Below are 25,055 nucleotides of genomic sequence, written 5' to 3' on the forward strand. Positions count from 1 at the left end.
TTAGTCTTACTTTAGCTCTTACGAACCCGCACTTTCGTATGCGTCTAATCCCCTATCCCAAAGTTTGAGGGAAATAACAAAGAAAACAAGGGAAATCAGAATCAAACCACCAATATTAAATAAGACATCCTTATCCTGCAAGAAATAGCTGGCAGGATAGTAGGCGGTAAAGGCGAAAGGCACAATAAAGCTAATTAACCAACGAAGGAGCGAATTGTAAATAGAAATCGGGTACTTGGCAAAATCATTAAACATATAGAAAATGTAAATCATGGCACCTGACTGCTTGGTCCAAAAAGCTATGCTGGCTGTCGCAATTTTCAAGGAAGTATAAATCAAGGTCGCAAAAGGAATACAGACTAGGAAAAGCAGGAATTTGGGAAGAGTCCAAGCAATGCTAGTCGCCGTTGTCGCTAGTAAGATTCCACCGACCAAAAGTTCACCCAAGGCATCAATCTGAAAGGTCTCAACGAGGATGTGAAAGAGAGGATTGATAGGACGAGTCAGATACTTGTCAAACTCCCCTTTTCGAACTAGCCGTTGACCTAAAGCCCAGAGATTGTCAAAAAAGAGATGATCTAATCCCTTTGGAATTAAGGAAAATCCATAGATAAAGGCAATCTCTTGAAAGGTCCAACCTTCTAGCGAGGGGATGTGTTGAAAGAGTACATTAAGAAACAAGAGGTTCAGGCCTTGAGTCAGAAAGACTCCCAACACACCAACCACAAAATCTACCTTGTATTCCATGATTTGCTTGATGTACTGTCTGATAAAAATCAGATGCATGCGTTGATATTTTTTCATACTAACCTCCCTGAATGGTGATAAATGACTGGACCCGTTTCCAAATCAACTGAGACAAGCCCACCATCACTATAAGCCAGAAAAGCTGAAGCAAAAGTGCTTGAAGAATCTGACTGGTATCGTATTTCCCAACAATGATCATGACCGGAGTGTAAATTAAGGATGAAAATGGCAAGAAGGAGAGAATATCTGAAATGACCTTTGGAAAAAAAGCCAAAGGAATCAGACTTCCAGACATAAAGGATACTAGTGAAGCCTTAAATACTTGAGAACCCCATAAATTTTTAAACACAAAGGCTGAAAAACCAAAACAGATATTAAAGAAAAAGTTAATCAGATAAGCCAGCGTTAAGCTAAAAAGATAAAGGGTAGTTAGTCCCAGCACTTCTACAATCCCTTGCCCAGATAAGATTTTCATCAAAACAATGACACTTAAAAATGGCAGTCCAACAGAGATAAAAATCAACCACTTGGAACCAAGCTCGGTGAAAAGATAAGAGGCCGCAAAATGGACTGGTCTTAATAAGCGCATGATAATAGAGCCATCTTTTACCTCATCACCGATCATAAAGGAGCTATCTGACTCAGTTAATAAATTAGTCACAAAACTCATGATGATGTAGAGGGTGATATCCGCCATACTGAAACCCTGGATCAAAGACTCCTGCGAGGAATCAAAGACTGCCTTCCAGAGATAAAACTCAACAAAGGCCCCCATGACATCGCCAATCCGATAGAGAAGAAAGTTGACTCGATAGGTAATCAACTCCTGAATCCCCGCATTGATAAAGGGTTTATAACGTCTCCACAATTTGACCATCTTAGAGCTCCTTTCGGTAGAAGCGACGGATAATATCCTCAATATCCGTATCCACCATTTTCAAATCACGGATTTCAAAATCAGACAAGGTTTGCTTGATAATATCAGCCGACTGGTAGCGCGAACTATCAAATTCAATATTGAGAGTATTTCCTTGTCTATCAATGGATATATCAGGCAAGCCCTCATAATGAGAGATGGGATGACTTTGACCTGGCGTCAGTTCAAAGGAAAGAGTCTTCATCTTGCCAAAGGTCTCCTTGAGCTGGCTAACCGTTCCATCAAAAATCTCTTGCCCCTTGTCAATCATAAAAATCCGATCACAGAGTTGCTCAATATCACTCAAATCATGAGTAGTCAAGAGAATAGTTGTCTCTTCCTCTTGATTGATCTGGGTGATAGCGCGTCGAATGTTATCCTTGACCGAAACGTCCAAACCAATGGTCGGCTCATCTAAAAAGAGAACTTTGGGATTGTGAAGCAAGGAAGCCGCAATGTCCGCCCGCATCCGTTGACCTAGTGAAAGAGTCCGCACAGGATCCTTGATAAATTCCTTCAAATCCAAAACTTCATTCAAAAAGTCCATGCGTTTATGGAAAAGCGAGTCTGGCACATCATAGATCTCTTTCAAAACCGTGTAGGTCTCTTGCAGAGCCAAATCCCACCATAGCTGGGTGCGTTGTCCGAAAACGACTCCAATATCCTTGACATAATCTTGGCGATTATCCTGGGGAATCTTGCCGTTAATCCGACAAAAGCCAGATGTGGGCTTCAAAATTCCTGTCAGCATTTTGATGGTGGTTGACTTCCCAGCACCATTTGCCCCGATAAATCCTAAAATCTGCCCTTTTGGAACTTCAAAAGTTAAATCCTTGACCGCTTCAAAGGTCTGCTTTTCAGGATGAACAAAGGAGCGCAAAGCTCCCTTCAATCCTGGCTCCTTTACTGTCTTCACAAAATTTTTCTGAAGATGTTGCACTTCTATCATTGCCATATCTATCTCCCTATCATAAGAAACAACATTGTATTTTTGACTACAAAAATTCTAAATCCTTACTTTCTACACCTTTTCAATATTATTACAGAAGGATTTATACCAACCTATTATAATCCAATAAAAAAAGGAATGCAAGCGTTTGCTTATTGATTATGAAATTAGAGATTTCTCTCTTAAAATGATACTTTTAATCAAAAATTATGTTTATTAGTTTCCTTAAAACACCCAAAAAAACTGCCTTCTTTTTCAACATAAGAAAAGATAAAAAGGTGATGCTACATCACCTCCCTCTACCAAGTTAAGTCTTCAATCATGCTTCTTACTTGTGAATCAAGAGTCTTATCCTTCTTCAGTTCTCCAACCAAAGTCTGAATCTGCCGGACTAGATTTGGATCATTGTCATTATAGCATCGATGAAGCATCCAGATGTTATGCACAGTTGGACTTTTTAGAACTGACTCCATCAATAATTCCTCATAGCCTTGATGATAAAATCGCTCCACAAAGTGAACCAACTCACCTGGAGCCCCAAAATCTACTTCTGGATGCTTGGAAATAAAGTCTAAGACGGGGGGAACCAAATCAAAGGGTTGAGGGTAAGCCTCCATGGCATCTACAATCTCGTCTGCCAACTCAAATTCTTGGTCTTCAGTAATTGCATCATGCAAAGCAACTAACATATCATCTTTAGTAAGCATCTGATTCTCCTTTTCAACTGTTCCATATCATTATTCGTTTTCGAACTTCTTCTTCACTCATCAAACCTTGTTCGTAAGTAGTTTTCCAACTCCTTTTGGGATAAATCACTAGGAAGTTCAAACACATACTCATAACCTTCATCACAAAAGGAAACTTTCTCTTCAGGTGGAAACCATTTCCGAAGCCAGATGATATAGGAGGCATAATCTTGTAACCTGTTCGTTGAATCAAAGTAATCAATCACAAAAACATTTTTCTTGCTACTCAGTGAACTTCCCAAAGTAAGCTGAGGAATTTGATAATCCCAAGAAAGCGAGTAAGCTTTTTCAGGATTCGTCCTTTCTATGATCAAAATACCCGGGAATTTTTCTCTCAAAGCAGTACAAAAGGCTTGTAAATCTAGGAATATGGGGTCTTTACTCTCAATAAAGACAAAATCAGCAGTACTCATCAGTCTCTCTCCTTCTTTTTAAAACTGAAAACAGACCTTAACCATCAATGGCAAAATTCTCCAGACTCTCAAATGACTGCCCCTGATAGTCAAAAGAAAAGATATGAATATCATCAAAAGTTTGATCGCAGAAAGTAACGGTTTGTCTTTCTGGCTCGATGATGGGTTTACCCAATTTTTCAGTAGCTTCTTCATCTGTGAAATACCCATAAAATTCTTGTAAATGAGGCAGTATAAAAGCAAGAATACGAGATCTATTTTTATGATAATTGGCTGCAAGCAACTGAGCTTCCATCTCAAAGTTTCCACTTGGTTTTTCTTCCCAAGCTACAAGAACATCATCTACTTCATGTATGTAAGCTTGCAAGGTCTGATCGAATATCATGGCTATTTTCCCTTCTATTCTATTTACAATAACAGAAAATAAAAATCACATAGATTGAGCTAAATGATTACCTAAAAGTATCTGGCATAATTCTTTTCACACTCTCATCTTTGTCAACTAGAAAGCAATCTGGAAAGGTCATCTGTTCCCATTTTTTATAATCAAAACTTGAATCAAAATGATTGATTAAGATTCCTAGCAAATTTCCATGAGAACTCAGTAATATGGTTTTACCTGAATACCTTTCTTCCAAGTCCGAAAATAAATCTAAAATTCTATTTAATGCTTCTCGATTGGACTCGCCTCCAATGAGAGATTTATCTGGATTTTGCCATAAATATTGAATTGTTTTTTCAAACTCAGTATCTTCAATAAATCTTGAAGATAATTTTCTTTCACGTAAACGATTATCAAGTACTATCTTATCAAATTGAACGGGAGAACTATTTACTGTCTCAAAAGCTCGCTTATAAGGGCTTGAAATAAAGTAATCTATTTTACAAGCATTTAAAAACTCCAACTGTTCAAGAGAAGAAAATCCTTTTTCCGACAATGTTCTATTAAAATCATCACTCGAGAATCTTGAATGAGCATGTCTAAGTACAATATAAGTGTTCTTCATAAAATGTCACCTCTCAATTATTGGCATCCGTTCAAAATAACTTTCTAAATCACAGTTACTCTGTTAAAAATTCTTCAATTCGAGAAACAAGTTCATTATTTTGATAATGATAGAGGTCGTGAGGCGCATCCATATAGATGACTTGAACATTAGACTGACCACTAGCAAATCTCTCTGCATAATGCTGCCATTCTGATTGGCTAAAGCTAGTACCATCACCGTTAGAAACCAGTAATAAGGTGGGAATTTTCGGATTAATGCTAGATGGAACTTTCTTGGCATTTTCCTTTACCAAACGTGATTCATGAAGCATGGCTTGTGACATCAACTGCTTATATGCTAGTAATTTATATTGTTGTCGTTCAGTTTCAGTCAGAGTTGGATTTTTTATATAAAAGGACTCAGGGAAATAGCGTAATAAGCCAATCTTACTGCTCCAATAAGCCACAGTAAGCAAGGCCTGATTATCCTTTAAATCCTCATAACTTGCTGGTAATGCCCAATCCAGACCAACCAAGGCTTTCACTTCATCAGGATACTTTTCCTGCCAAGCCAGACTTTCAAGACTAGCCATGGAATGAGACAGAATGATAAAAGGTCCTGATATATTTGCTTGTGATAGAGCTTGACGTGTCTCAGACAAAACTTCCATCACATCTCTGGATTGATTACTATCCTCGCTATAACCATAGCCAGCCCGCTCCACGATGACTACCTTATATTTTTTTGATAGGGAATCTGTTAGATTCTTAAAGTCTAATATAGGTGAAGCAATTCCAGCACCTGATAGAACTACTATTGTCTCTGGACCATCCCCCTCAACGTAAACATTGATTTTGTGCCCATTAACGAGGACAGTTTTACCCATAGGAGTTAGAGAGGCTTGTTCCTTTTCTAAGCTGATACGATGAAAGATAAATGTCCCTACTAAAAACAAGATAAGGAAACTAAGAAGCCCTAGACACCATTTTTTCAGTTTTTTCATAGCATTATTGTACAAAAATTAGACTCTTTTAGCAACTTAAGTTTAAGAATTTTCCAGTATAATCTGTATATATCCAGAAACAAAAAACCCACCTTCATAGGCGAGTTTCATTTTGTATTGTTCAGCTAGATTAAGCTTTACCTTCTGAACCGAATACGTCGATACGTTCTTCAACTGATGCTTGGATAGCTTTTACACCGTCAGCCAAGAATTTACGTGGGTCGAAGAGTTTCTTCTTGTCGTATTCTGCTTCGTTTGCTTCGTAGTCACGAGCAAATTTACGAGTTGCGTTAGCGAATGCGATTTGGCATTCAGTGTTAACGTTAACTTTGGCAACACCAAGTTTGATAGCTGCTTGAATTTGGTCGTCAGGAATACCTGATCCACCGTGCAATACGATTGGGAATCCTGGAACAGCTTCAGTCAATTTTTGCAAGTGGTCAAGGTGAAGACCTTTCCAGTTTGCTGGGTAAGGACCGTGGATGTTACCGATACCTGCAGCCAAGAAGTCGATTCCTGTAGCAACCATTGCTTTAGCGTCTTCGATTGGTGCCAATTCACCGTCACCGATGATACCGTCTTCTTCACCACCGATAGTTCCAACTTCAGCTTCTACTGATACACCATTTGCGTGAGCAAATTCTACAACTTTACGAGCTTTTTCAAGGTTTTCTTCAACTGGAAGGTGTGAACCATCAAACATAACTGAAGTATAACCAACTTGAATACACTCAAGTGCATCTTCGTAGTGACCGTGGTCAAGGTGGATAGCTACTGGTACAGTGATACCCATTGATTCTACAAGGTTAGCAATCAAGTTGCGAGCAACTTTGTAACCACCCATGTATTTAGCAGCACCCATTGAAGTTTGGATCAAAACTGGAGCTTTTTTAGCTTCTGCTGCGCGCAAGATAGCTTGAGTCCACTCAAGGTTGTTTGTGTTAAATCCACCAACTGCATAACCGTTGTCACGAGCTGCTTGGACAAATTTTTCTGCTGAAACGATTGCCATTTTATCAGGCCTCCTGTATATTTTTATGGGATATCCCATTTACATTGTTCATTTTATCACTTTTTGACAAAAAAATCTAGTTTTTCCTGTAGTTTGAATTGAATTTCTTCTATCTAAAAATATGGAACTCTCCTAAAAGTCCTAATTTTATAGGTCTTTAGGTAGGTTCATATAAAAGGCTAAGTGGTCTTCATAGCGTTCAAATCGATAGTCAATTTCTTCGTTTTCCAATAAACTTTTAACTACGAATAGTCCCAAGCCAGCTCCCTTACTTTGTCGACTAGAAACCGTAAAGGATTGTTCAAACTTATCTTGCTCCTCAGGTGTACAGGCGTTCTCAATGAAGACCCAGCCATCTTCTGTCCCAATTTTTAGATAACCACCTTGGACAGAGTGTTTCACAGCATTACTGATAAGATTTGAAAGAATCAGCTTGAGTACCGAAGGATTTAGATAAGTTTGTTGGTCTGTGAGTTGATTCACAACTGAGATTTCCCTCTCTTTGGCTAATAAATCATAATCCTTCAAGAGAAAATCTGTCATTTCAAGAAGGTTGATTACTTCCTTCTTATCTCGCAACTCCTGCACTGAAGAAAGGGATAAGATTTGCTGAACGTGGTGAGTCAAATCATCCACAATACCCAAAGAAACTCCCAGATAATGGTCACGATCTTTATAGCGTCCAATATTGGCTTTCATATTCTCCAGAAGAATCTTTAGACTAGCTAGAGGTGTTTTCAGTTCGTGGGAAGCACCTCGTAAAAACTCAACCTTCATCTTTTCCAGCTGGAGAATGGCCTCGTTTTTCTCATGCAAATCTGCAATGACCGTCAAGAGATGCTGATAAAGGCTATTGATTTGTTCTTTGAGATCGCCAATTTCATCCTTAGAATCCACGCGCAACCTCACTTCTGCATCTAAATCCATCATCCGTCGAGTCACTCGTTTGATTTCCAAAATAGGAGCAACAATGGTTCTAGCATAGATAAAGGCGATGAGGAGCGAAATGATGAAAGACGCTAATAGCGTATAAGGCAAAAATTGCAGACTGATGTCTTCTGCTTCTTTCTGCAAATCCATAGAAGCTAAAAACTGCAAGGTCATCGTCTGACCATCCTTAGTTTGAACTTCTCTTTCCTCAATAACCAAGGAGGCCGTTTGTCGTTGTTTATCAATGGGAAGATTATCATTGACTTCCAACTTATCCTGAGTCATCTCTCCCTTAACAGCTCCCTTAATATCACTGCTTTTAGAATAAAGTTCAAGGACTTCCTGAATCGCTTGACTGTCCTTTCCTTGGAGGGACTGGGCAATTTCTGTAGCCTTTTGCCCTATGCTCTCCTGACGATGACTGAGATAGGTCGGAGGAAAGAGGAAATAGATGGCCAAATGCAAACAAATGACCAAGGTAGAAAATACCGAGAAGGTATAGATAAAAATTTTTTTAAATAAACCTGAACGTCTCATTTTCTCTCCAATTTATAACCAACATTGCGCACGGTAAGAATACAGTCTAAATCCAATTTTTTCCGTAGTTCCTTGATATAGACATCGATCACTCTGTCAAAAGGAACCTCATCTGTCATCTTCCATACAGCATCGATAATCTGCGACCGTGTTAAGGCTCGACCTTCATTTTTAACCAGATAGTCTAAAATTTCCAGCTCTTTTGCATTCACTGCAACTTCTTGACTAGCTACTTTGGCGCTATAACTGTCAAAGTCTACCTCGGTGTCCCTATAGGTAAAAATACGACCGGTATCATAATAACGTTTAAAGATGGCATCCACTCGTACTTTTAACAAAGATAGAGAAAAAGGCTTTTCCAAATAACCATCTGCTAATGCAGCAAAGGCACTCATCTTATACTCCTCATCCTGAAAGGCTGTCAACATCAAGACCGGAACTTGGCTACTTTTTCGAATTTCTGACAAAACCTCTAAACCATTGAGTTTCGGCATTTGAATATCTAAGAGAATCAGATCAACTTGGTGATTGGAAAATTGTTCTAAGGCCTCAAGGCCATCTTCTGCCTGAATGGTTTCATAGCCACAATCCGCCAAATAGTCACTAATTCCCTCACGGATCATGTCTTCATCTTCTACAATTAGAATTTTCATATAAATCCTTTTCTATCAAAAATGCTACCTATATTATATCTCATTTGAGTGAGAATAGGTAGCAGGTTTTTTTATTCACTATCCAACAAGAGTTCTTTTGGTTGTTTAAAGAGGAGATTACTTGAAGCAAGTGCCATAACTAGTACTACTAGAACCAAGCCAAGTACAAAGATGATAGCAAAGTCAGAAGGTTGAATGGAAATATCCAAACTTGAAAGAGTCTTGCTAAAGCCATCAACTTCTGCACCACCACCAAGATTAGAGGCCTGGGCTGCCTTACTAGCTTGCTTAGCCACATCTGATGTGACATTTGCAAGAACTGTATTTCCAATGGCACGAGCAGTATAGTTAGCCAAGAAGTAAGCTGAAATAAGTGCTGGGATTGCAATCATAACTGCTTCTGTGATAAATTGTCCTAGAATACTTGCTTGTTTTAGACCAATTGAAAGGAGGATTCCAACCTCTTTACGACGCGCGTTAATCCATAGGGTGAGTAAGAGAGCCAGTAGAAGAACTGAGAAGCTCAAGCTACCCCAGAAGAGAAGATTAGCCATCTTGTACATGCCTGAGATAGATTGTTCGAGGGCAGGATAGTTAGATGAACTCTTAATCAAGCTATACATCTTCCAGTTGATGCCGTTGATAGATCCTAATTCTTGCATGACAGTATCTAGATTCTTATCTCCAGCTACAAAGAAGGTAGCATCTCCATAAATAGCTGTATCTTCTGTATAACCATAGAGTTGGGCAGCTGTGTGAATATCTGTGATAGCTGTATTCTCATAAAGTTCTTGTGAATAGGTCACAGCAGATTTGTTATGTCCATCAAAAAGTCCTTTGATCGTTACTTCTACCGTTTCCTTTGCTCCTTTTTCATTATCTGCATCGTAGATATTAGAGTTCAGTTTGACCTTATCTCCTACCTTCCAGCCATGTTTAGCCGCCAAATCTTTGTGCAGGAGAATCTGGTATTTGTCATCGTTTGTTAAATGTTCTCCTTCGACCAGTTTGTAAGAGCCTGACACAAACTTGTCTTCTTTAGAAGAGTCATTTACACCTGTTATCATCAAGCTACTTCCAAAACGTTGAGCTCGATCTGCAGTTAGATTTTTCTTGGTTTCAGGCGTTTCAATCAGTTCATAGCCTGTCAAATCACCGATAGCATTAATTCGTTTGATGTAGGATTCAATGGCCTTATTCTCGGTAATTTTTTTGATATCTTCACCCTTGATATTCCCCGCACCACGTGGAGTACCTTGATTGACCCTGCGGTTGATTTGCATGGAGAAACTATTGGTGATATTTTTAAAGGTTTCTTGAGAAGCCTTGGCTGTTGCTCCCTTGATAGACAAGCCGACCAAACTCAAACTAGCCATCAAGAGAATGATAAGAAAGATCACAAGCGACTTAAAAAATTTTCTTGTGACATAGGCAAATGCGTTGTGTAACATAAGATTCCTTTCTAGATTTACTTCCGTTTTTAATATGTTTAAATGTTTTAGTTACTATTTTTTCTTGTTTCAGTCAGTTTCTTATCCTTCAATTCAAGTGTAATATCTGACGCCTGTGCTACTTCCTTGCTGTGGGTCACAACGATCACACACTTGCCTGTTTTCTCAGCAAGAGATTTGAGCAGGTCAATAATATCTCCAGCAGTCTTAGGATCCAAGTTTCCTGTTGGTTCATCTGCTAAAATCACTGGTGCTTCTGATACAAGGCTACGAGCAATGGCAACACGTTGTTGCTGTCCACCTGATAATTGGAGAACATTCCGCTTGATTTGACTTTCATCTAAACCAAGTTCAAGAAGGGTATCCTTGCTAGCTTTTTTATTAACCAAGCGGATATTTTCTAATGGAGAAAGATAATCAATCAAGTTATAGTTTTGGAAAACTAGCGAGATATGGTGCATGCGATGATAAGAATAACCTTGTTCACGAATATCCTTGCCTTCGAATAAGATAGCTCCTTCGACTGGGCTATCAAGTCCTGCTAATAGAGATAAGAGTGTTGACTTCCCTGCCCCAGATTCTCCAATAATACTATAAAACTTGCCAGGTTCAAAATCGTAATTGATTTTATATAAGACTGCTTCTGCAGTGTTTTTATAACGATAAGTAAGATCTTGTAGTTGTAGTAAAGTCATAATTTCTCCTTTATTAACTGATGGATGATAAAATTTCTTTCGGTGATTTTCTAAATAAAAATAGGAAACAAAGTGCAACTGACAAGCAGCTGATTATAAGTAGGAAGATATAAGATTCTCCAAATGATAGAAGACTTGTTGAAAGATTCGTTGCTTTTGCTAGCGTATCTTGTAGGGCAGCTTGGTCACCACTTGCTAGTACAGTCTTCAAGAGATAGGAAGTAATGGCATTTCCAGCCACAAATGCCGGCAGAATAGCTGCCAATGAAACTAGGATGACTTCCAGGCAGAATTGGCTAAAGATTGCTCCTTTTCCCTTACCTAGTGCCAATAAAATACCAACCTCGTAGACTCGTTCTCGTAACCAAAGTGACAAGACCAAGATCAGCGCTCCTACACCAGCAATCATAATGCCATAGAGGAAAATCTGTAGGAAGGTTTGGAAGGTCGAAACTGAATCCTTGATTTGCTCAAATGCCTTATTTTCCTTTTCGACTTGATAACCTTTCGTTTCCAGAGATAACTTTTCAACCTCTTGAATGATACTATCCATATCTTTTGGATTTTCTAGATAGAAACGAGCAGCAGTTACTTGAGCTTCCTTATTTCCAAGAAGAGTTTGGCTACTTTCGAAGTCTGTATAGACCGTGTTTTCACTAAAGTCTGACGAAAGACCAGTGAATTTCTCTTGCTTCTTACCTGAGAAAATACCTACGATTTCATAGTCTAGCCTTTGTCCACTACTATCTTCTACTGGTCCAGAATTTAAGTTAATCTTATCTCCTAGCTTTAGATTGTTTTTCTTGGCTAAATCTTCGTGGACTAATATTTTCTGGTTATCTCCTTTTTGTAGGTGTCTTCCTTCTTTAAGACTAAAGGCGGAACTTGTAAAAGAAACATCCTTGGAAGAATCTTCCAAAGCAATCAAAGTGATAAGATTCTTTTCAGCCTCTGTCAAATCATCCCTTTGGATACTTTGTTCTCCAGTAACCACTTCTTTGTCAGTCAATTTAGCTATTGTCTCAAGCTCTGGGGAAATCTCCTCAAGACCTTTTATCTGTTTAAGCTCGTCTAGTTGAGACAGTTGAAAGGTCTGATCTGCTTCTATTCTTTTAATCGAAAAAGATGTATTCAATGAGCGATAGAGATTATTTTCTACTGTTTTGTTGGACTTCATGAGCGTCAAACAAGCCGATATTCCAGCCAATAAGACAAATAGAATCAGGAATAATATGAGACTTCTCAGTCGTTTTCTGCTGACGTAAGCCCAAGCTCTTTGAGTGGGATTCATAGAGTACCTCCATATTTGTAAGACTATTATAATATTCAAATATGAAATGTTTATGAAATAAGGAAAATTTTTGAAATAAAATAAGCCAGTATTTCTACTGACTTTATATTTATAAATCACCCAGATTAAAACAGAGAAAATGCAGCAACTAAACCAGACAGGATGTTAGCTAGTGCATGTATGATCCAACTTGTTAAAATGGACCCTCCAGCTTTCTTTTCATTAACAAAACCAAGATAAGCTGCTATTGCTCCCGTAAAAAATATAATGAAAAAAGTGACTTCTAAACTTACTACTGAAGCAAATAATACTCCATGAAGCAATCCAAAAGCGATAGCCTGTATCGTATTTGCAAAGACAAACGGCATGTGATTTGCCATTCGTTTCAGTAGAAATCCTCTAAATAGCAGTTCCTCTGGCAAAGATGTTTGCAAAATACTGTAAATTAGAATACTTGGTAAAGCCTTATAACCCATACCAGAAAAAGCCGAAGTAGCCGTTTCTATACTACGTGTTAGAGGAAAGACAAACATATAAAAAATAGTAAACAAGAGAAATCCACCAATTATCCATGAGATCAGATCAGAATCTTTAACCCTTTTAATAGATTTTAAACCAATCCATTCCCCAAAAGATACTTTACCTCTCACTATTAAAAACCACCAGATATAAGGTAGTATAATAACAAAAAGAAATTGAATAAAGGCACTTATGATTCGTTGTAGTTCATTAGCCATAACAATTCTCCTTTACATATTTGAAAAACTTATTTTAAATCAGGAAATACAAGACTTAAACTATAAAAGCTTTCCCGATAATAACCGTTATAAACTAGGATAGATTAAACTTTTCTAGACTACTACCTCTCTAATTTTTCAATACTGAACTTTTTGCCATCTTTTCTATCTATATTATAGCACTTTTTAAAAGAAAACAAAAAACATACAAATAAACTAGCTTGTATGTTTTTCACTATACATCTTTCAAAAAAATAAAAAGCTAGCCAAAGCTAGCTCACTATTATGCGGAGAGAGGGACTTGAACCCTCACGACCTAAAGCGGTCACAGGATCCTTAGTCCTGCGCGTCTGCCAATTCCGCCATCCCCGCGTCGATTACTTTACTAGTATATCAACTTTGAAAAAAATTGTCAAGACTTTTTTCAGATTTTTTCATATTGAAATGTATTATTCTGCAATTTCAAGCAAATTTTCATCAACCAATTTCGCACCAAGTGTATTCTTAAAATGTCCAAGTGCAAAGGCATGATTCTCAGGCCAAATGGATGCTACTGCTGGTTTCACAACTTCTATCTGGTAACCAAGATTATAAGCATCTATGGCTGTATGCAAGACACAGATATCTGTAAGAACTCCTGTCAAAATGACTGTATCTACTCTACGCTCTCTGAGACGGATATCCAAATCTGTTCCAGAAAAAGCAGAATAGTGACGCTTATCCATCCAGAAAACACGACTATCATTAGCATATTCCTGATAGAACTCAGCTAGTTTGCCATACAAGTTTCGTCCACTAGTCCCAATAAGATTATGTGGAGGGAATAGTTTACTTTCAGGATGAAAAACATCATTTTCTTCATGGGCATCGATGGTGAAAAAGATGTAATCGCCACGTTCAAAAGCCTTTTGGGTCACCCCATATATATCATCAGATATTGCTTGAGCTGGAGCGCCCGCAGTCAGTTTCCCATGATCCGCTACAAAATCTTCTGTATAGTCAATAGAAATTAAAGCCTTAGCCATTAATAGTCCCTCTTTTTCACTTCTTCAAAAATATCTGGAATTAGAACTTTGAGATAAGTTCCTTTCATACCAAGAGAACGACTCTCAATAATCCCTGCCGATTCTAGTTTACGAAGGGCATTAACAATTACAGAACGAGTGATACCGATACGGTCTGCAATGACTGAAGCTGTTAATTGACCTTCATTACCATTTAATTCAGCTAGAATAGCCGATACTGCTCTAAGTTCAGAGTAAGAAAGGGTATTAACCGCCATAGTTACAGCCGTACGACGACGAATATTTTTCTCATCTTCCTCACGTTGGAAGTTCAAGAGTTGAATTCCTACTACTGTACTGGCAATCTCAACCAGAATCAAATCATCTTCTTCAAACTTTTTATCATTACGCCAAATAATCAATGAACCCAAGCGAATACCAGAGACATGGATTGGAGCAATCGTTGTCAAACCATCTGGGAAATCAGAACGACTCTCAGTTGGGAAAATTGTCAAATCATGCTCTACTGGAAGATTGGCCTCCGTATCGTAGATCATGTTCGCACCTTGCACATAATCTTCCGGGAAAGTCTTTGATTGGAAGAATTGCTCTACTCGGTCATTATTAGTTTTGTAGCGCATAAAGTAGCCCAACAAACGACCCTTGCTATTCACAATACAAGCGTTACAGTCAATAATATCTGCTAATTGACGTGTAATGGCATTATAAGGAAGCTCATCTTGTAATTGCTCCTCCGAACGCTTTAAAATTGATGTGATTTTTCTTGTTTTTTCTAATAAATGTGCCATTTTTTACCTCGCATATAATCGCTTTCATTATATCATAAAATTCTGACTTTTTCAACAATTATCTGAAAATTGTTTATTGAATTGCAATTCAAGTGTATTCGAAAATTTTTCCTATTTTTTTATTATTTTCTTATTGACAGTATTTTATTTTTTTGATAAGATAATATTACAAGATAACAAATTTATAAATACAAACTTCTCGTATTACTTTTCATATGACTCTCGGTCTCCTTATATATAAAAGCGATCCACCTCAGTGAACCGCTTTTTTTGTTATTTATCTCCTTTGTTACGAATCACAAAGCCTGTTTTCTTCTCGCTTGAAGTATTTCGTGGTTTTTTATTATCCTTACGGTAACGCTTCTCTTTATCAAATCGATCCTTTGAACGTCCACCTTTACGATAGTCATCACGACGGCCATTGCCACGGCGTTCACGGTCTCTACGGTCGTCTCCACGACGGCCTCCTCGACCACCCTTGCCTTTGCCACCGAAGCCACCACCAGATGGTTTAAATGGTAAAGGTTTTTCACGCGCAATTTCAACTTCTGGAAGACTATCTGGGTCTTGAACCGTTAAGCTAAGGATATACATAGCCAATTCTTCAGGATTGAATTCTGAGGCCAATTGACGAGCATCCTTGCCAAACTTCTCAAAGTTGCTACGAATTTCCTCATTAGCAAAATCACGTTCAATTTTCTTAAGAGTGACTTGCTTCTTAGCTTGGAAGGCTTCTTCTGCACTTGCAGGTTTAAGACCTTTCATGCGTTTCTTAGTTAAGTTCTCAATGATTTGTAGGTAACCCATTTCATTAGGTGAAACGAAGGTAATAGACTGACCTGACTTACCTGCACGTCCTGTACGGCCGATACGGTGAACATAACTCTCAGGGTCTTGAGGAATATCGTAGTTGTAGACATGAGTCACACCTGAAATATCCAAACCACGAGCAGCAACGTCTGTTGCAACGAGGACATCAAGATTACCATTTTTAAAATCACGAAGGACACGAAGACGTTTGTTTTGGTCCAAATCTCCATGAATCCCTTCTGCACGGAAACCACGGATTTTCAGACCACGAGTCAACTCATCTACACGACGTTTGGTACGACCGAAGACAATAGACAACTCAGGTTGATCAACATCCATAAGACGAGTCATGGTGTCGAATTTTTCTTGTTCTTTAACACGGATATAGTACTGGTCTACTAATTCTGTAGTTAATTCTTTTGCAGCAATCTTCACATGCTCAGGTTCTTTCATGAACTGAACACCAATACGTTTGATAGCATCTGGCATAGTCGCTGAAAAAAGCAAGGTTTGACGATTTTCCGGTACACGAGAGATGATATCTTCAATATCTTCAAGGAATCCCATGTTCAGCATTTCATCTGCTTCATCTAAAATCAAGGTTTCAATATCATGTAATTTCAAAGCCTTGCGTTTAATCAAGTCAAGTAAACGTCCCGGTGTTCCTACAACGATGTGAGCACCTGATTTAAGAGCCTTGATTTGTTTTTCAATACTTGAACCACCGTATACTGAACGGACTTTCACACCTTTACTACGGCCAAAGCGGAAGAGTTCTTCCTGACTTTGAACAGCCAGTTCACGAGTTGGGGCAATTACTAAAGCTTGGATAGTTGCTTCTTCTGTACGAATTTTTTCAAGAGTTGGCAAGCCAAAGGCTGCAGTTTTCCCTGTACCAGTCTGTGCTTGACCGATAACATCTTTTCCCTCAAGAGCCAAAGGAATAGTTTGCTCTTGGATAGGACTTGCTTCTACAAATCCTGCTTTTTCAATTTCTGCTAACAAATCAGCAGAAAGATTAAATTCATTAAATTTCACGTTATTCTTCTTTCTAAAGATGGTGCGAAGCCACCCTATAGCGCTTAGTTTATACTTTTCTTTTCATGACGGTTTTCCATATCTTTATATGAAAGATCGTGTTGCTTCTTTTCCACTAAAGAAAAGTACTGCTTTCTTTGCAACCTATCTAGTATAACACAAGAGAGGGCCAAAAGATAGTCTAACCACTTGATTAAATCATGTAAACGATTTTTCTATTTTTTGAGCTTGATTCCCAAAAGCTTTCGTGAGACTAAATTAGTCCAAAATTTTTTCCCGTAGCAGAATTGTGAAAAAATCTTTTTCTTATGCTAGAATGAAATCAAACAGGAGGATTTAAAAATGTTAACATACGATTTAATTGTTATTGGATTTGGTAAGGCCGGTAAAACATTGGCTGCTAAGATGAATGCGGCTGGTAAGAAAGTTGCTGTCATCGAGCGCAGTAAAGCGATGTATGGTGGTACTTGCATTAATATTGCGTGTATCCCAACCAAGACTATGATTGTTGCGGCTGAGAAAGGCTGGTCATTTGACGATACCATGAAAGAGCGTGGCGCGGTGACTGGTCGTCTTAATGCTAAGAATTATAAAATGTTGGCAGACAATGGCGTTGATGTCATTGATGCAGAGGCACATTTCGTGTCAAATAAGGTCATCGAAGTAGTAGCTGGTGATGACCGCCAAGAGCTTACAGCTGAGACTATCGTCATCAACACTGGTGCTGTTTCAAATGTATTACCAATCCCAGGTCTTGCTACAAGTAAGAACGTCTTTGACTCAACAGGCATCCAAAACTTGGACAAATTGCCAGAAAAACTTGGAATTCTTGGTGGCGGTAATATCGGTCTTGAATTTGCTGGCCTTTATAACCGTTTGGGTAGCCAAGTGACTGTCTTGGATGCAGCGACTAGCTTCTTGCCACGTGTGGAGCCATCTATTGCTAAGTTGGCTAAGGAATACATGGAAGAGGACGGCATTGTCTTTGAGCAAGGTGTTAAAACATCTGAAGTTAAGAATGACGGCGATGAAGTTGTCGTTGTTACTGATAAAGGAGACTTCCGTTTTGATGCGCTCCTTTATGCAACAGGACGCAAGCCTAATATTGAACCTCTTCACTTGGAAAACACTGATATTGCCTTGACTGAACGTGGCGGTATCCAGGTTAATAAGCATTTGGAAACAAGCGTTCCAGGTGTCTTTGCAGTGGGTGATGTCAATGGTGGTCTTCAATTCACTTATATTTCATTAGATGATTTCCGTATTGTCTTTAATTACTTGACAGGGGATGGTAGCTATAATCTTGAAACACGTGGAGCTGTTCCAACCGCTATGTTCCTCAACCCACCTTTGGCACAAGTTGGTCTTACTGAAGACCAAGCCAGAGCAGCAGGTGGACCAGTTGCTGTCAAGGAACTTCCAGTTGCTGGCATGCCTCGTGGTCATGTTAATGGCGATTTGCGTGGTGCCTTCAAAGCTGTGGTAAACCCTGAAACTAAGGAAATCTTGGGTGTGACCCTCTTTGGTCAAGAATCTCATGAAATTATCAATTTGATTACTCTTGCTATGAACCATCATATCCCATACACAGATTTGGCTAAACAAATCTTTACTCACCCAACTATGGCTGAGAACCTAAACGATTTGTTTGCGATTTAATTTTAGAAAGCAGTCCGATATAGGGCTGTTTTTTCTTCACTGAAATCTCAAACCTATCTTTTCTAGCTTTTATGATATAATAGAAACATGAAATTAAAAACTACTTTGGGCCTTCTTACTGGGCGTTCTTCTCACTTTATTTTGAGCCGTCTTGGCCGTGGAAGTACGCTTCCTGGAAAACTCGCCCTTCAATTTGATAAAGATATTTTACAACATTTAGCAAAGAACTACGAAATTGTAGTGGTAACTGGTACCAATGGGAAAACCTTGACAACCGCTCTCACTGTCGGTATCCTAAAGGAAATTTATGGTCAAGTTTTAACTAATCCAAGTGGTGCCAACATGATAACAGGGATTACAACGACTTTCTTGACTGCAAAATCGTCAAAAATTGGAAAAAATGTTGCAGTGCTTGAAATCGATGAAGCTAGTCTCTCACACATCTGTGACTACATCCAACCAAGTCTTTTTGTCATTACCAATATCTTCCGTGACCAAATGGACCGCTACGGAGAGATTTATACGACCTACAACATGATTTTGGACGCTATTCGAAAAGTTCCTACTGCTACTGTCCTCCTTAACGGTGACAGTCCACTTTTCTACAAGCCTGCAATTCCAAATCCTGTTCAGTATTTTGGTTTTGATTTGGAAAAAGGTCCAGCAAAACTTGCTCACTACAATACTGAAGGTATTCTCTGCCCAGACTGTCAAAGTATTTTGAAATATGAGCTTAATACTTATGCCAACTTAGGAGCATATATCTGCGAAAACTGTGGATGTAAACGTCTTGACTTAGACTATCGTCTGACAGAATTGGTTGAGCTGACCAACAATCGTTCCCGCTTTGTTATCGATGGTCAGGAATACGGTATCCAAATCGGTGGGCTTTATAATATCTATAATGCTCTCGCTGCAGTCGCTATTGCTCGTTACCTTGGAGCGGATTCTCAACTGATTAAGCAAGGATTTGACAAGAGTCGCGCTGTATTCGGTCGCCAGGAGACCTTCCATATCGGTGATAAGGAGTGCACGCTGGTTCTCATCAAGAATCCTGTTGGTGCTACCCAAGCTATTGAGATGATAAAATTAGCTCCTTATCCGTTTAGCCTTTCTGTTCTCCTAAATGCCAACTATGCAGACGGAATTGATACCAGCTGGATTTGGGATGCTGATTTTGAACAAATTACTGAGATGGATATCCCAGAAATCAACGCCGGTGGCGTTCGTCATTCTGAAATTGCTCGTCGTCTTCGAGTAACTGGTTATCCAGCTGATAAAATCACTGAAACAAGCAGTCTGGAACAAGTTCTTAAAACGATTGAAGCTCAAGACTGCAAGCATGCTTATATCCTTGCGACTTATACGGCCATGCTGGAATTCCGAGAATTACTATCCAATCGTCAGCTTGTTAGAAAGGAGATGAACTAATGGTTTATACTTCACTTTCCTCAAAAGACGGCAACTATCCTTACCAGCTAAATATCGCCCACCTCTATGGTAACCTCATGAACACCTACGGAGATAATGGGAATATTCTTATGCTTAAGTACGTAGCTGAAAAGCTTGGTGCCCATGTAACAGTTGACATCGTTTCACTTCATGATGATTTCGATGAAAATCATTACGATATCGCCTTTTTCGGTGGTGGCCAAGACTTTGAACAAAGTATCATTGCTGGTGATTTACCTGCTAAAAAAGAAAGTATCGATAACTTTATCCAAAATGATGGTGTTGTCCTTGCTATCTGCGGTGGCTTCCAACTATTGGGTCAATACTATATCGAAGCTTCTGGAAGACGTATCGAAGGCCTAGGTGTCATGGGACACTACACTCTCAATCAAACTAACAACCGCTTTATCGGTGATATTAAAATTCATAACGAAGAATTTGATGAAATCTACTATGGTTTTGAGAACCACCAAGGCCGTACCTTCCTCTCAGATGACCAAAAACCACTCGGTCAGGTCGTTTACGGAAATGGAAACAACGAAGAAAAAATCGGTGAAGGCGTTCACTATAAAAATGTTTTCGGTTCTTATTTCCACGGACCTATTTTATCCCGTAATGCAAATCTAGCCTATCGCTTGGTCACTACTGCACTCAAGAAAAAATATGGTCAGAGCATTGTCCTTCCAGCTTATGGAGATATCCTCAGCCAAGAAGTAGCTGAAGAATACAGCGATGTGAAAAGCAAGGCAGAATTCAACTAATCTTTCTATTCCAACATGCTATTAGCTGTTGGAATTTTTTTTACCTTCATTTCCCCTTCTCCCTTGCATTTTCTACTAATTTTTGCAAAAATAGAGGGGTAGAAAGAAGGTAGCATATGTCTAAATTACAACAAATCTTAACTTATCTTGAATCAGAAAAGCTAGACGTCGCTGTCGTATCTGACCCCGTCACAATTAATTACCTCACTGGCTTTTACAGTGATCCACACGAACGCCAAATGTTCCTCTTTGTCCTTGGAAATCAAGAACCACTTCTCTTCGTTCCAGCCCTTGAGGTTGAGCGTGCAAGCAGCACTGTCTCATTCCCAGTTGTTGGTTATGTGGACTCTGAAAACCCTTGGAAGAAAATCCAAAACGCCTTGCCACATCTTGATTTCAAACGTGTAGCAGTTGAGTTTGACAATCTCATCTTGACTAAATACCACGGTTTGAAAACTGTCTTTGAAAGTGCTGAGTTTGATAACTTGACTCCATTGATCCAACGCATGCGCCTCATCAAATCAGCAGATGAAGTGCAAAAGATGATGGTTGCAGGTGCCTATGCTGATAAGTCTGTCAAAGTTGGTTTTGACAATATCTCTCTTGATAATACGGAAACTGATATCATTGCGCAAATCGATTTTGCCATGAAACGCGAAGGCTATGAAATGAGTTTTGATACTATGGTTTTGACAGGTGATAACGCTGCAAATCCACACGGTATTCCTGGGGCCAACAAGGTTGAAAATAACGCCCTTCTCCTCTTTGATCTCGGTGTAATGGTCAATGGTTATGCATCAGATATGACTCGTACAGTCGCTGTCGGTAAACCTGATCAATTCAAGAAAGATATTTACAACTTGACTCTTGAAGCCCAACAAGCTGCCCTTGACTTTATCAAACCTGGTGTGACAGCTCATGAAGTAGACCGCGCAGCTCGTGAAGTGATCGAAAAAGCTGGCTACGGTGAGTACTTCAACCATCGTCTCGGTCATGGTATCGGTATGGATGTACACGAATTCCCTTCAATCATGGAAGGAAACGACATGGTTATCGAAGAGGGTATGTGCTTCTCAGTTGAACCCGGCATCTACATCCCTGGTAAAGTCGGTGTCCGTATCGAAGACTGCGGTGTTGTTACGAAGGATGGCTTCGACCTCTTTACAAGCACCAGCAAGGATTTACTTTATTTTGATTAAAAAGTATATTACAAAAAATAAGATGGAAAAGTTATTCTTTTCCATCTTATTTTTTGATTTGATAATAAATTTTATCAGCGATATAACCTTTTCGTTCAACTGCATTTGGAATTGTCTTCCAAAAAGTCATACCCGCCTTTTCCATCACACGACCAGAGGCGGGATTTAAACTTGCATAGCAAGCATCAACCTCTTCAAATCCAATCTCATCTAGACAGTATGATAAAACAGCCTTCAAGGCTTCTGTCATGAGTCCTCGTCCCCAGTAGTCCATCCCTAAGATATATCCGACTTCACAGCTAGAGTTTTCTTCATCCACACTGACCAGACTAATATCTCCAATGACATATTCTGGATTTTCTTTGAGACTAATGGCCTATTTGTAATAGTTAGGATTGTCGTAGGATGCTACCCAATTGCCAATAGAATTTCTAGTCTGTTCGACATTCAGGTGTGGATTCCAAGTCACATAAGTCAGATTTTCTGAGCGTGAAGCCCAATTATCAAACATGGCTTCAGCATCACCTTCCACAAATCTCCTCAAGATCAATCGTTCAGTTTCTATAGGTTGTGTACCTAGTGGTTTCATAATCGTAACTCGCTTTCTATTTGAATGCCCAAGCTAAAAAGGTCCACTGGACCTTCTTCGCTTTCTTATTTCTAGGTGAGAGGGTAAAAACACTTTACTCATAAACATTGAGAAAACAACAGTTTCCTCTAATTTCATGACGCAGTAGCTGTCTGGCTTGAAATACGCTTTATCAAGCTTTTTCAAGCCTAGTCAGCCTTGCGGGGGTGAGACTACGAAATCGAACTCTTCGAGTTACCGAACCTTCCTCGCTTTTTTATTTTCAGGCTCGGGCTAAAAAAGTCCCCCGGACTTTTTTACTCCCAAAACGTATCAAACACGGTGATTGGTAGGTGGCGTTTGTGTTGGCCTTTATGCCACCATTTTTCAATGGTTGCTTGCGCTTCTGGGTTTACTTGCTTACCTTCGAGGTAATCATCGATTTGATTGTAAGTGACTCCCAAGGCTACTTCATCTGCAATACCTGGTTTTTCTTCTTCCAAATCTGCTGTTGGAACTTTTTCATAAAGTGCTGGATCAGCTCCAAGTTCCTTCAAGAGTTGTTTCCCTTGGCGTTTATTGAGGCGATAGAGAGGAAGAATATCTGCACCACCGTCACCAAACTTGGTAAAGAAACCTGTGATATTTTCCGCAGCATGGTCAGTACCAATAACTGCTCCACTATGAGCTCCAGCGAGTGCATATTGGGCAATCATCCGGCTTCTAGCCTTGATATTCCCCTTGTTGAAATCTGAAACAGGACTTCCTGTTGCTTCGACTGCTACTGTCATAGCATCAGCAGAGTCCTTGATATTCACTACCAGGCTGACATCTGGCTGGATAAAAGCTAGGGCTTTTTGGGCATCTGCTTCATCAGCTTGCACTCCATAAGGCAGGCGAACTGCTATAAATTTATAAGAATCATCATCGGTTTCAGCTCGCATTTCTTCTATAGCTAGTTGGGCAAGGCGACCAGCTAAAGTCGAGTCTTGACCACCAGAAATTCCTAATACATAACTTTTAAGGAAGGGATGTTTCTTCAAATATCTTTTTAGAAAGTCAATGGAACGACGGATTTCTTCTTGAGGGTCGATGACAGGTTTAACCCCTAATTGCTGGATAATGGTCTCTTGCAAACTCATTCTTCTTCTCCTTCACCTAGAGCTGCCTTACGCATCTTGTCAATCAAGTCCATCTTATCTTGCCAAATATCATGCGCTAAGTCTACTGGATAATGTTGTGGGTTAAGAACACGTTTGTATTCATCCCAAAGCTTATCAAATTCCTTGCGAGCATAGGCCTGAATTTCAGGAAGACTTGGTAAATCATAGACTAGCTTACCTTCCTTAAAAATGTCTACCAAAAGAGGAACGGCATCAAAATTGCGGACAGTTTTCTTGATGTAAGTATAGGTTGGGTGGAACATCTTGAGTTCAGTCATACTTGACACATCAACGCCGTCATAGGTAATATAATCACCTTCAGATTTTCCTTTTTCACGACTGGTAATGCGCCAAACTTGTTTCTTACCTGGAGTTGAAACTTTTTCAGCATTGCTAGAGAGTTTGATAGTATTGCGCATCTGACCATTTTCATCTTCAATGGCAACAACCTTATAAACTGCTCCTAGAGCTGGTTGGTCATAGGCTGTAATGAGCTTAGTTCCTACACCCCAAACATCAATCTTAGCTTTTTGCATTTTGAGGTTAAGGATGGTATTTTCATCAAGGTCATTGGATGCATAAATCTTAGCATCAGTAAATCCTGCCTCGTCCAGTTGTTGACGAACCTTTTTAGAAATATAGGCGATATCACCAGAGTCAATACGAACACCAAGGAAATTAATCTTGTCACCGAGTTCACGCGCAACCTGAATGGCTGCTGGAACACCGATGCGAAGGGTGTCATAGGTATCCACTAGGAAGACACAGTTTTTGTGAGTTGAGGCATAAGCCTTGAAAGCCTGATAGTCATTCCCATAGACTTGAACCAAGGCATGGGCGTGAGTCCCTAAAACCGGAATTCCAAAGAGCTTACCTGCACGTACATTACTAGTTCCATTGGCACCACCAATGACAGCGGCACGAGTTCCCCAGATAGCTGCATCCATCTCTTGCGCACGACGTGTACCGAACTCCATCAAAGGCTCATCTTCAATGACCGAGCGAATACGAGCAGCCTTGGTCGCAATCAAGGTTTGAAAATTAACAATATTCAAAAGAGCTGTTTCAACCAATTGACACTGCGCTAAAGGTCCTTCCACTTGAACAATCGGTTCATTAGCAAATACTAAGTCCCCTTCTTGAGCAGAACGCACCGTCAACTCTAACTTGAGATTACGGAGATATTCCAGGAAGGCACCATGATAACCAAGTGACTCCAAATAAGCTATATCGCTATCAGAAAAGCGCAGGTTTTCTAGGTAGTTCACAATGCGTTCCAAACCTGCAAAAACAGCATAACCATTTTTAAACGGTTGTTGGCGGAAATAAACTTCAAAAACTGCTTTCTTGTTATGAATTCCTTGGTCGAAGTAAACCTGCATCATGTTAATCTGATACAAATCTGTGTGCAATGTTAAACTGTCATCTGGGTACATATACTGTCCTTCTTCCTTATTTGTAAAAAGAAGAAAATATTTCTTCTTTTCTCATAAATTAGTACTATTATAACACATTTTACCAAG

Annotated in this window: 24 protein-coding genes, 1 tRNA gene and 1 pseudogene; 4 read left to right on the forward strand and 22 right to left on the reverse strand. The window is 39.3% G+C overall.

Annotated elements, in window-relative coordinates:
• Window positions 1-18 precede the first annotated feature (18 nt).
• From QM382_RS03695 to QM382_RS03785, 19 genes are all read right to left on the reverse strand, one after another.
• The gene (locus QM382_RS03695) at window positions 19-804 is read right to left on the reverse strand and encodes an ABC transporter permease (protein WP_414272490.1); all 786 of its coding nucleotides are present in this window, start codon (window positions 802-804) and stop codon (window positions 19-21) included.
• Window position 805: 1 nt separating this feature from the next.
• On the reverse strand, window positions 806-1,624 hold the full coding sequence (locus QM382_RS03700) for an ABC transporter permease (RefSeq protein WP_414272491.1): 819 nt from the start codon (window positions 1,622-1,624) through the stop codon (window positions 806-808).
• Window position 1,625: 1 nt separating this feature from the next.
• Window positions 1,626-2,618: an ABC transporter ATP-binding protein gene (locus tag QM382_RS03705; protein ID WP_414272492.1), complete on the reverse strand. Its 993-nt coding sequence runs from the start codon at window positions 2,616-2,618 to the stop codon at window positions 1,626-1,628.
• Window positions 2,619-2,911: 293 nt separating this feature from the next.
• Window positions 2,912-3,319: a hypothetical protein gene (locus tag QM382_RS03710; RefSeq protein WP_414272493.1), complete on the reverse strand. Its 408-nt coding sequence runs from the start codon at window positions 3,317-3,319 to the stop codon at window positions 2,912-2,914.
• A 53-nt stretch (window positions 3,320-3,372) separates the two neighbouring features.
• Entirely contained in the window at window positions 3,373-3,771 is a 399-nt protein-coding gene (locus QM382_RS03715; RefSeq protein ID WP_414272494.1) for a hypothetical protein, read from the reverse strand.
• 37 nt (window positions 3,772-3,808) lie between these two features.
• On the reverse strand, window positions 3,809-4,156 hold the full coding sequence (locus QM382_RS03720; RefSeq protein ID WP_414272495.1) for a hypothetical protein: 348 nt from the start codon (window positions 4,154-4,156) through the stop codon (window positions 3,809-3,811).
• A 67-nt stretch (window positions 4,157-4,223) separates the two neighbouring features.
• Window positions 4,224-4,778, reverse strand: a complete 555-nt coding sequence (locus QM382_RS03725) for a histidine phosphatase family protein (RefSeq protein WP_414272496.1) — start codon at window positions 4,776-4,778, stop codon at window positions 4,224-4,226.
• Window positions 4,779-4,833: 55 nt separating this feature from the next.
• The gene (locus tag QM382_RS03730; protein WP_414272497.1) at window positions 4,834-5,763 is read right to left on the reverse strand and encodes an alpha/beta fold hydrolase; all 930 of its coding nucleotides are present in this window, start codon (window positions 5,761-5,763) and stop codon (window positions 4,834-4,836) included.
• Window positions 5,764-5,893: 130 nt separating this feature from the next.
• Window positions 5,894-6,775, reverse strand: a complete 882-nt coding sequence (locus QM382_RS03735; protein WP_001019005.1) for a class II fructose-bisphosphate aldolase — start codon at window positions 6,773-6,775, stop codon at window positions 5,894-5,896.
• Window positions 6,776-6,922: 147 nt separating this feature from the next.
• A complete protein-coding gene (gene vncS / locus QM382_RS03740; RefSeq protein WP_414272498.1) occupies window positions 6,923-8,242 on the reverse strand; it encodes a sensor histidine kinase VncS in 1,320 nt (439 codons plus the stop codon).
• Window positions 8,239-8,895 (reverse strand): response regulator transcription factor, encoded by a 657-nt coding sequence (locus QM382_RS03745; RefSeq protein ID WP_414272499.1) that lies wholly within the window; start codon window positions 8,893-8,895, stop codon window positions 8,239-8,241. The genes vncS and QM382_RS03745 overlap by 4 nt, the downstream gene beginning before the upstream one ends.
• A 71-nt stretch (window positions 8,896-8,966) precedes the next feature.
• Window positions 8,967-10,346 (reverse strand): ABC transporter permease subunit Vex3, encoded by a 1,380-nt coding sequence (vex3, locus tag QM382_RS03750; RefSeq protein ID WP_414272500.1) that lies wholly within the window; start codon window positions 10,344-10,346, stop codon window positions 8,967-8,969.
• 47 nt (window positions 10,347-10,393) lie between these two features.
• Window positions 10,394-11,041: an ABC transporter ATP-binding subunit Vex2 gene (vex2, locus tag QM382_RS03755; protein ID WP_004252438.1), complete on the reverse strand. Its 648-nt coding sequence runs from the start codon at window positions 11,039-11,041 to the stop codon at window positions 10,394-10,396.
• 13 nt (window positions 11,042-11,054) lie between these two features.
• Entirely contained in the window at window positions 11,055-12,332 is a 1,278-nt protein-coding gene (locus QM382_RS03760) for an ABC transporter permease (RefSeq protein WP_414272501.1), read from the reverse strand.
• Between the two features lie 125 nt (window positions 12,333-12,457).
• Window positions 12,458-13,069 carry a CPBP family intramembrane glutamic endopeptidase gene (locus QM382_RS03765; protein ID WP_414272502.1) on the reverse strand — a complete coding sequence of 204 codons (612 nt, stop codon included), beginning with the start codon at window positions 13,067-13,069 and terminating at the stop codon, window positions 12,458-12,460.
• Between the two features lie 286 nt (window positions 13,070-13,355).
• Window positions 13,356-13,441, reverse strand: a tRNA-Leu gene (locus QM382_RS03770).
• Window positions 13,442-13,518: 77 nt separating this feature from the next.
• The gene (locus QM382_RS03775) at window positions 13,519-14,094 is read right to left on the reverse strand and encodes a cysteine hydrolase family protein (protein ID WP_414272503.1); all 576 of its coding nucleotides are present in this window, start codon (window positions 14,092-14,094) and stop codon (window positions 13,519-13,521) included.
• Window positions 14,094-14,882 (reverse strand): GTP-sensing pleiotropic transcriptional regulator CodY, encoded by a 789-nt coding sequence (gene codY / locus QM382_RS03780; protein ID WP_016466100.1) that lies wholly within the window; start codon window positions 14,880-14,882, stop codon window positions 14,094-14,096. The genes QM382_RS03775 and codY overlap by 1 nt, the downstream gene beginning before the upstream one ends.
• Window positions 14,883-15,155: 273 nt before the next feature.
• Complete coding sequence (locus QM382_RS03785; protein WP_414272504.1) at window positions 15,156-16,730, reverse strand: DEAD/DEAH box helicase; 1,575 nt, start codon at window positions 16,728-16,730, stop codon at window positions 15,156-15,158.
• Window positions 16,731-17,072: 342 nt separating this feature from the next.
• Between QM382_RS03785 and QM382_RS03790 the strand changes: the two genes are divergently transcribed.
• The 4 genes from QM382_RS03790 (at window position 17,073) to QM382_RS03805 (ending at window position 21,801) form a co-directional block, all read left to right on the forward strand.
• Entirely contained in the window at window positions 17,073-18,389 is a 1,317-nt protein-coding gene (locus QM382_RS03790) for an FAD-containing oxidoreductase (RefSeq protein ID WP_414272505.1), read from the forward strand.
• Window positions 18,390-18,476: 87 nt separating this feature from the next.
• Window positions 18,477-19,820, forward strand: a complete 1,344-nt coding sequence (gene murT, locus QM382_RS03795) for a lipid II isoglutaminyl synthase subunit MurT (RefSeq protein WP_414272506.1) — start codon at window positions 18,477-18,479, stop codon at window positions 19,818-19,820.
• A complete protein-coding gene (gatD, locus tag QM382_RS03800) occupies window positions 19,820-20,602 on the forward strand; it encodes a lipid II isoglutaminyl synthase subunit GatD (RefSeq protein ID WP_414272507.1) in 783 nt (260 codons plus the stop codon). Before murT ends, gatD begins: the two co-directional genes overlap by 1 nt.
• A 116-nt stretch (window positions 20,603-20,718) precedes the next feature.
• Entirely contained in the window at window positions 20,719-21,801 is a 1,083-nt protein-coding gene (locus QM382_RS03805) for a M24 family metallopeptidase (RefSeq protein WP_414272508.1), read from the forward strand.
• A gap of 46 nt (window positions 21,802-21,847) precedes the next feature.
• Here the strand turns inward: QM382_RS03805 and QM382_RS03810 are convergent.
• From QM382_RS03810 to QM382_RS03820, 3 genes and pseudogenes are all read right to left on the reverse strand, one after another.
• Window positions 21,848-22,390 (reverse strand): annotated as a pseudogene (locus QM382_RS03810) (GNAT family N-acetyltransferase).
• A gap of 296 nt (window positions 22,391-22,686) precedes the next feature.
• Window positions 22,687-23,511, reverse strand: coding sequence for an ammonia-dependent NAD(+) synthetase (gene nadE, locus QM382_RS03815; RefSeq protein WP_414272509.1), 825 nt, complete (start codon window positions 23,509-23,511; stop codon window positions 22,687-22,689).
• Window positions 23,508-24,968 (reverse strand): nicotinate phosphoribosyltransferase, encoded by a 1,461-nt coding sequence (locus tag QM382_RS03820; protein WP_301560127.1) that lies wholly within the window; start codon window positions 24,966-24,968, stop codon window positions 23,508-23,510. Before QM382_RS03820 ends, nadE begins: the two co-directional genes overlap by 4 nt.
• Between the last annotated feature and the right edge of the window lie 87 nt (window positions 24,969-25,055).

Origin of the sequence: Streptococcus infantis (assembly GCF_047465185.1) — a bacterium.
Lineage (GTDB): Bacteria > Bacillota > Bacilli > Lactobacillales > Streptococcaceae > Streptococcus > Streptococcus infantis_O.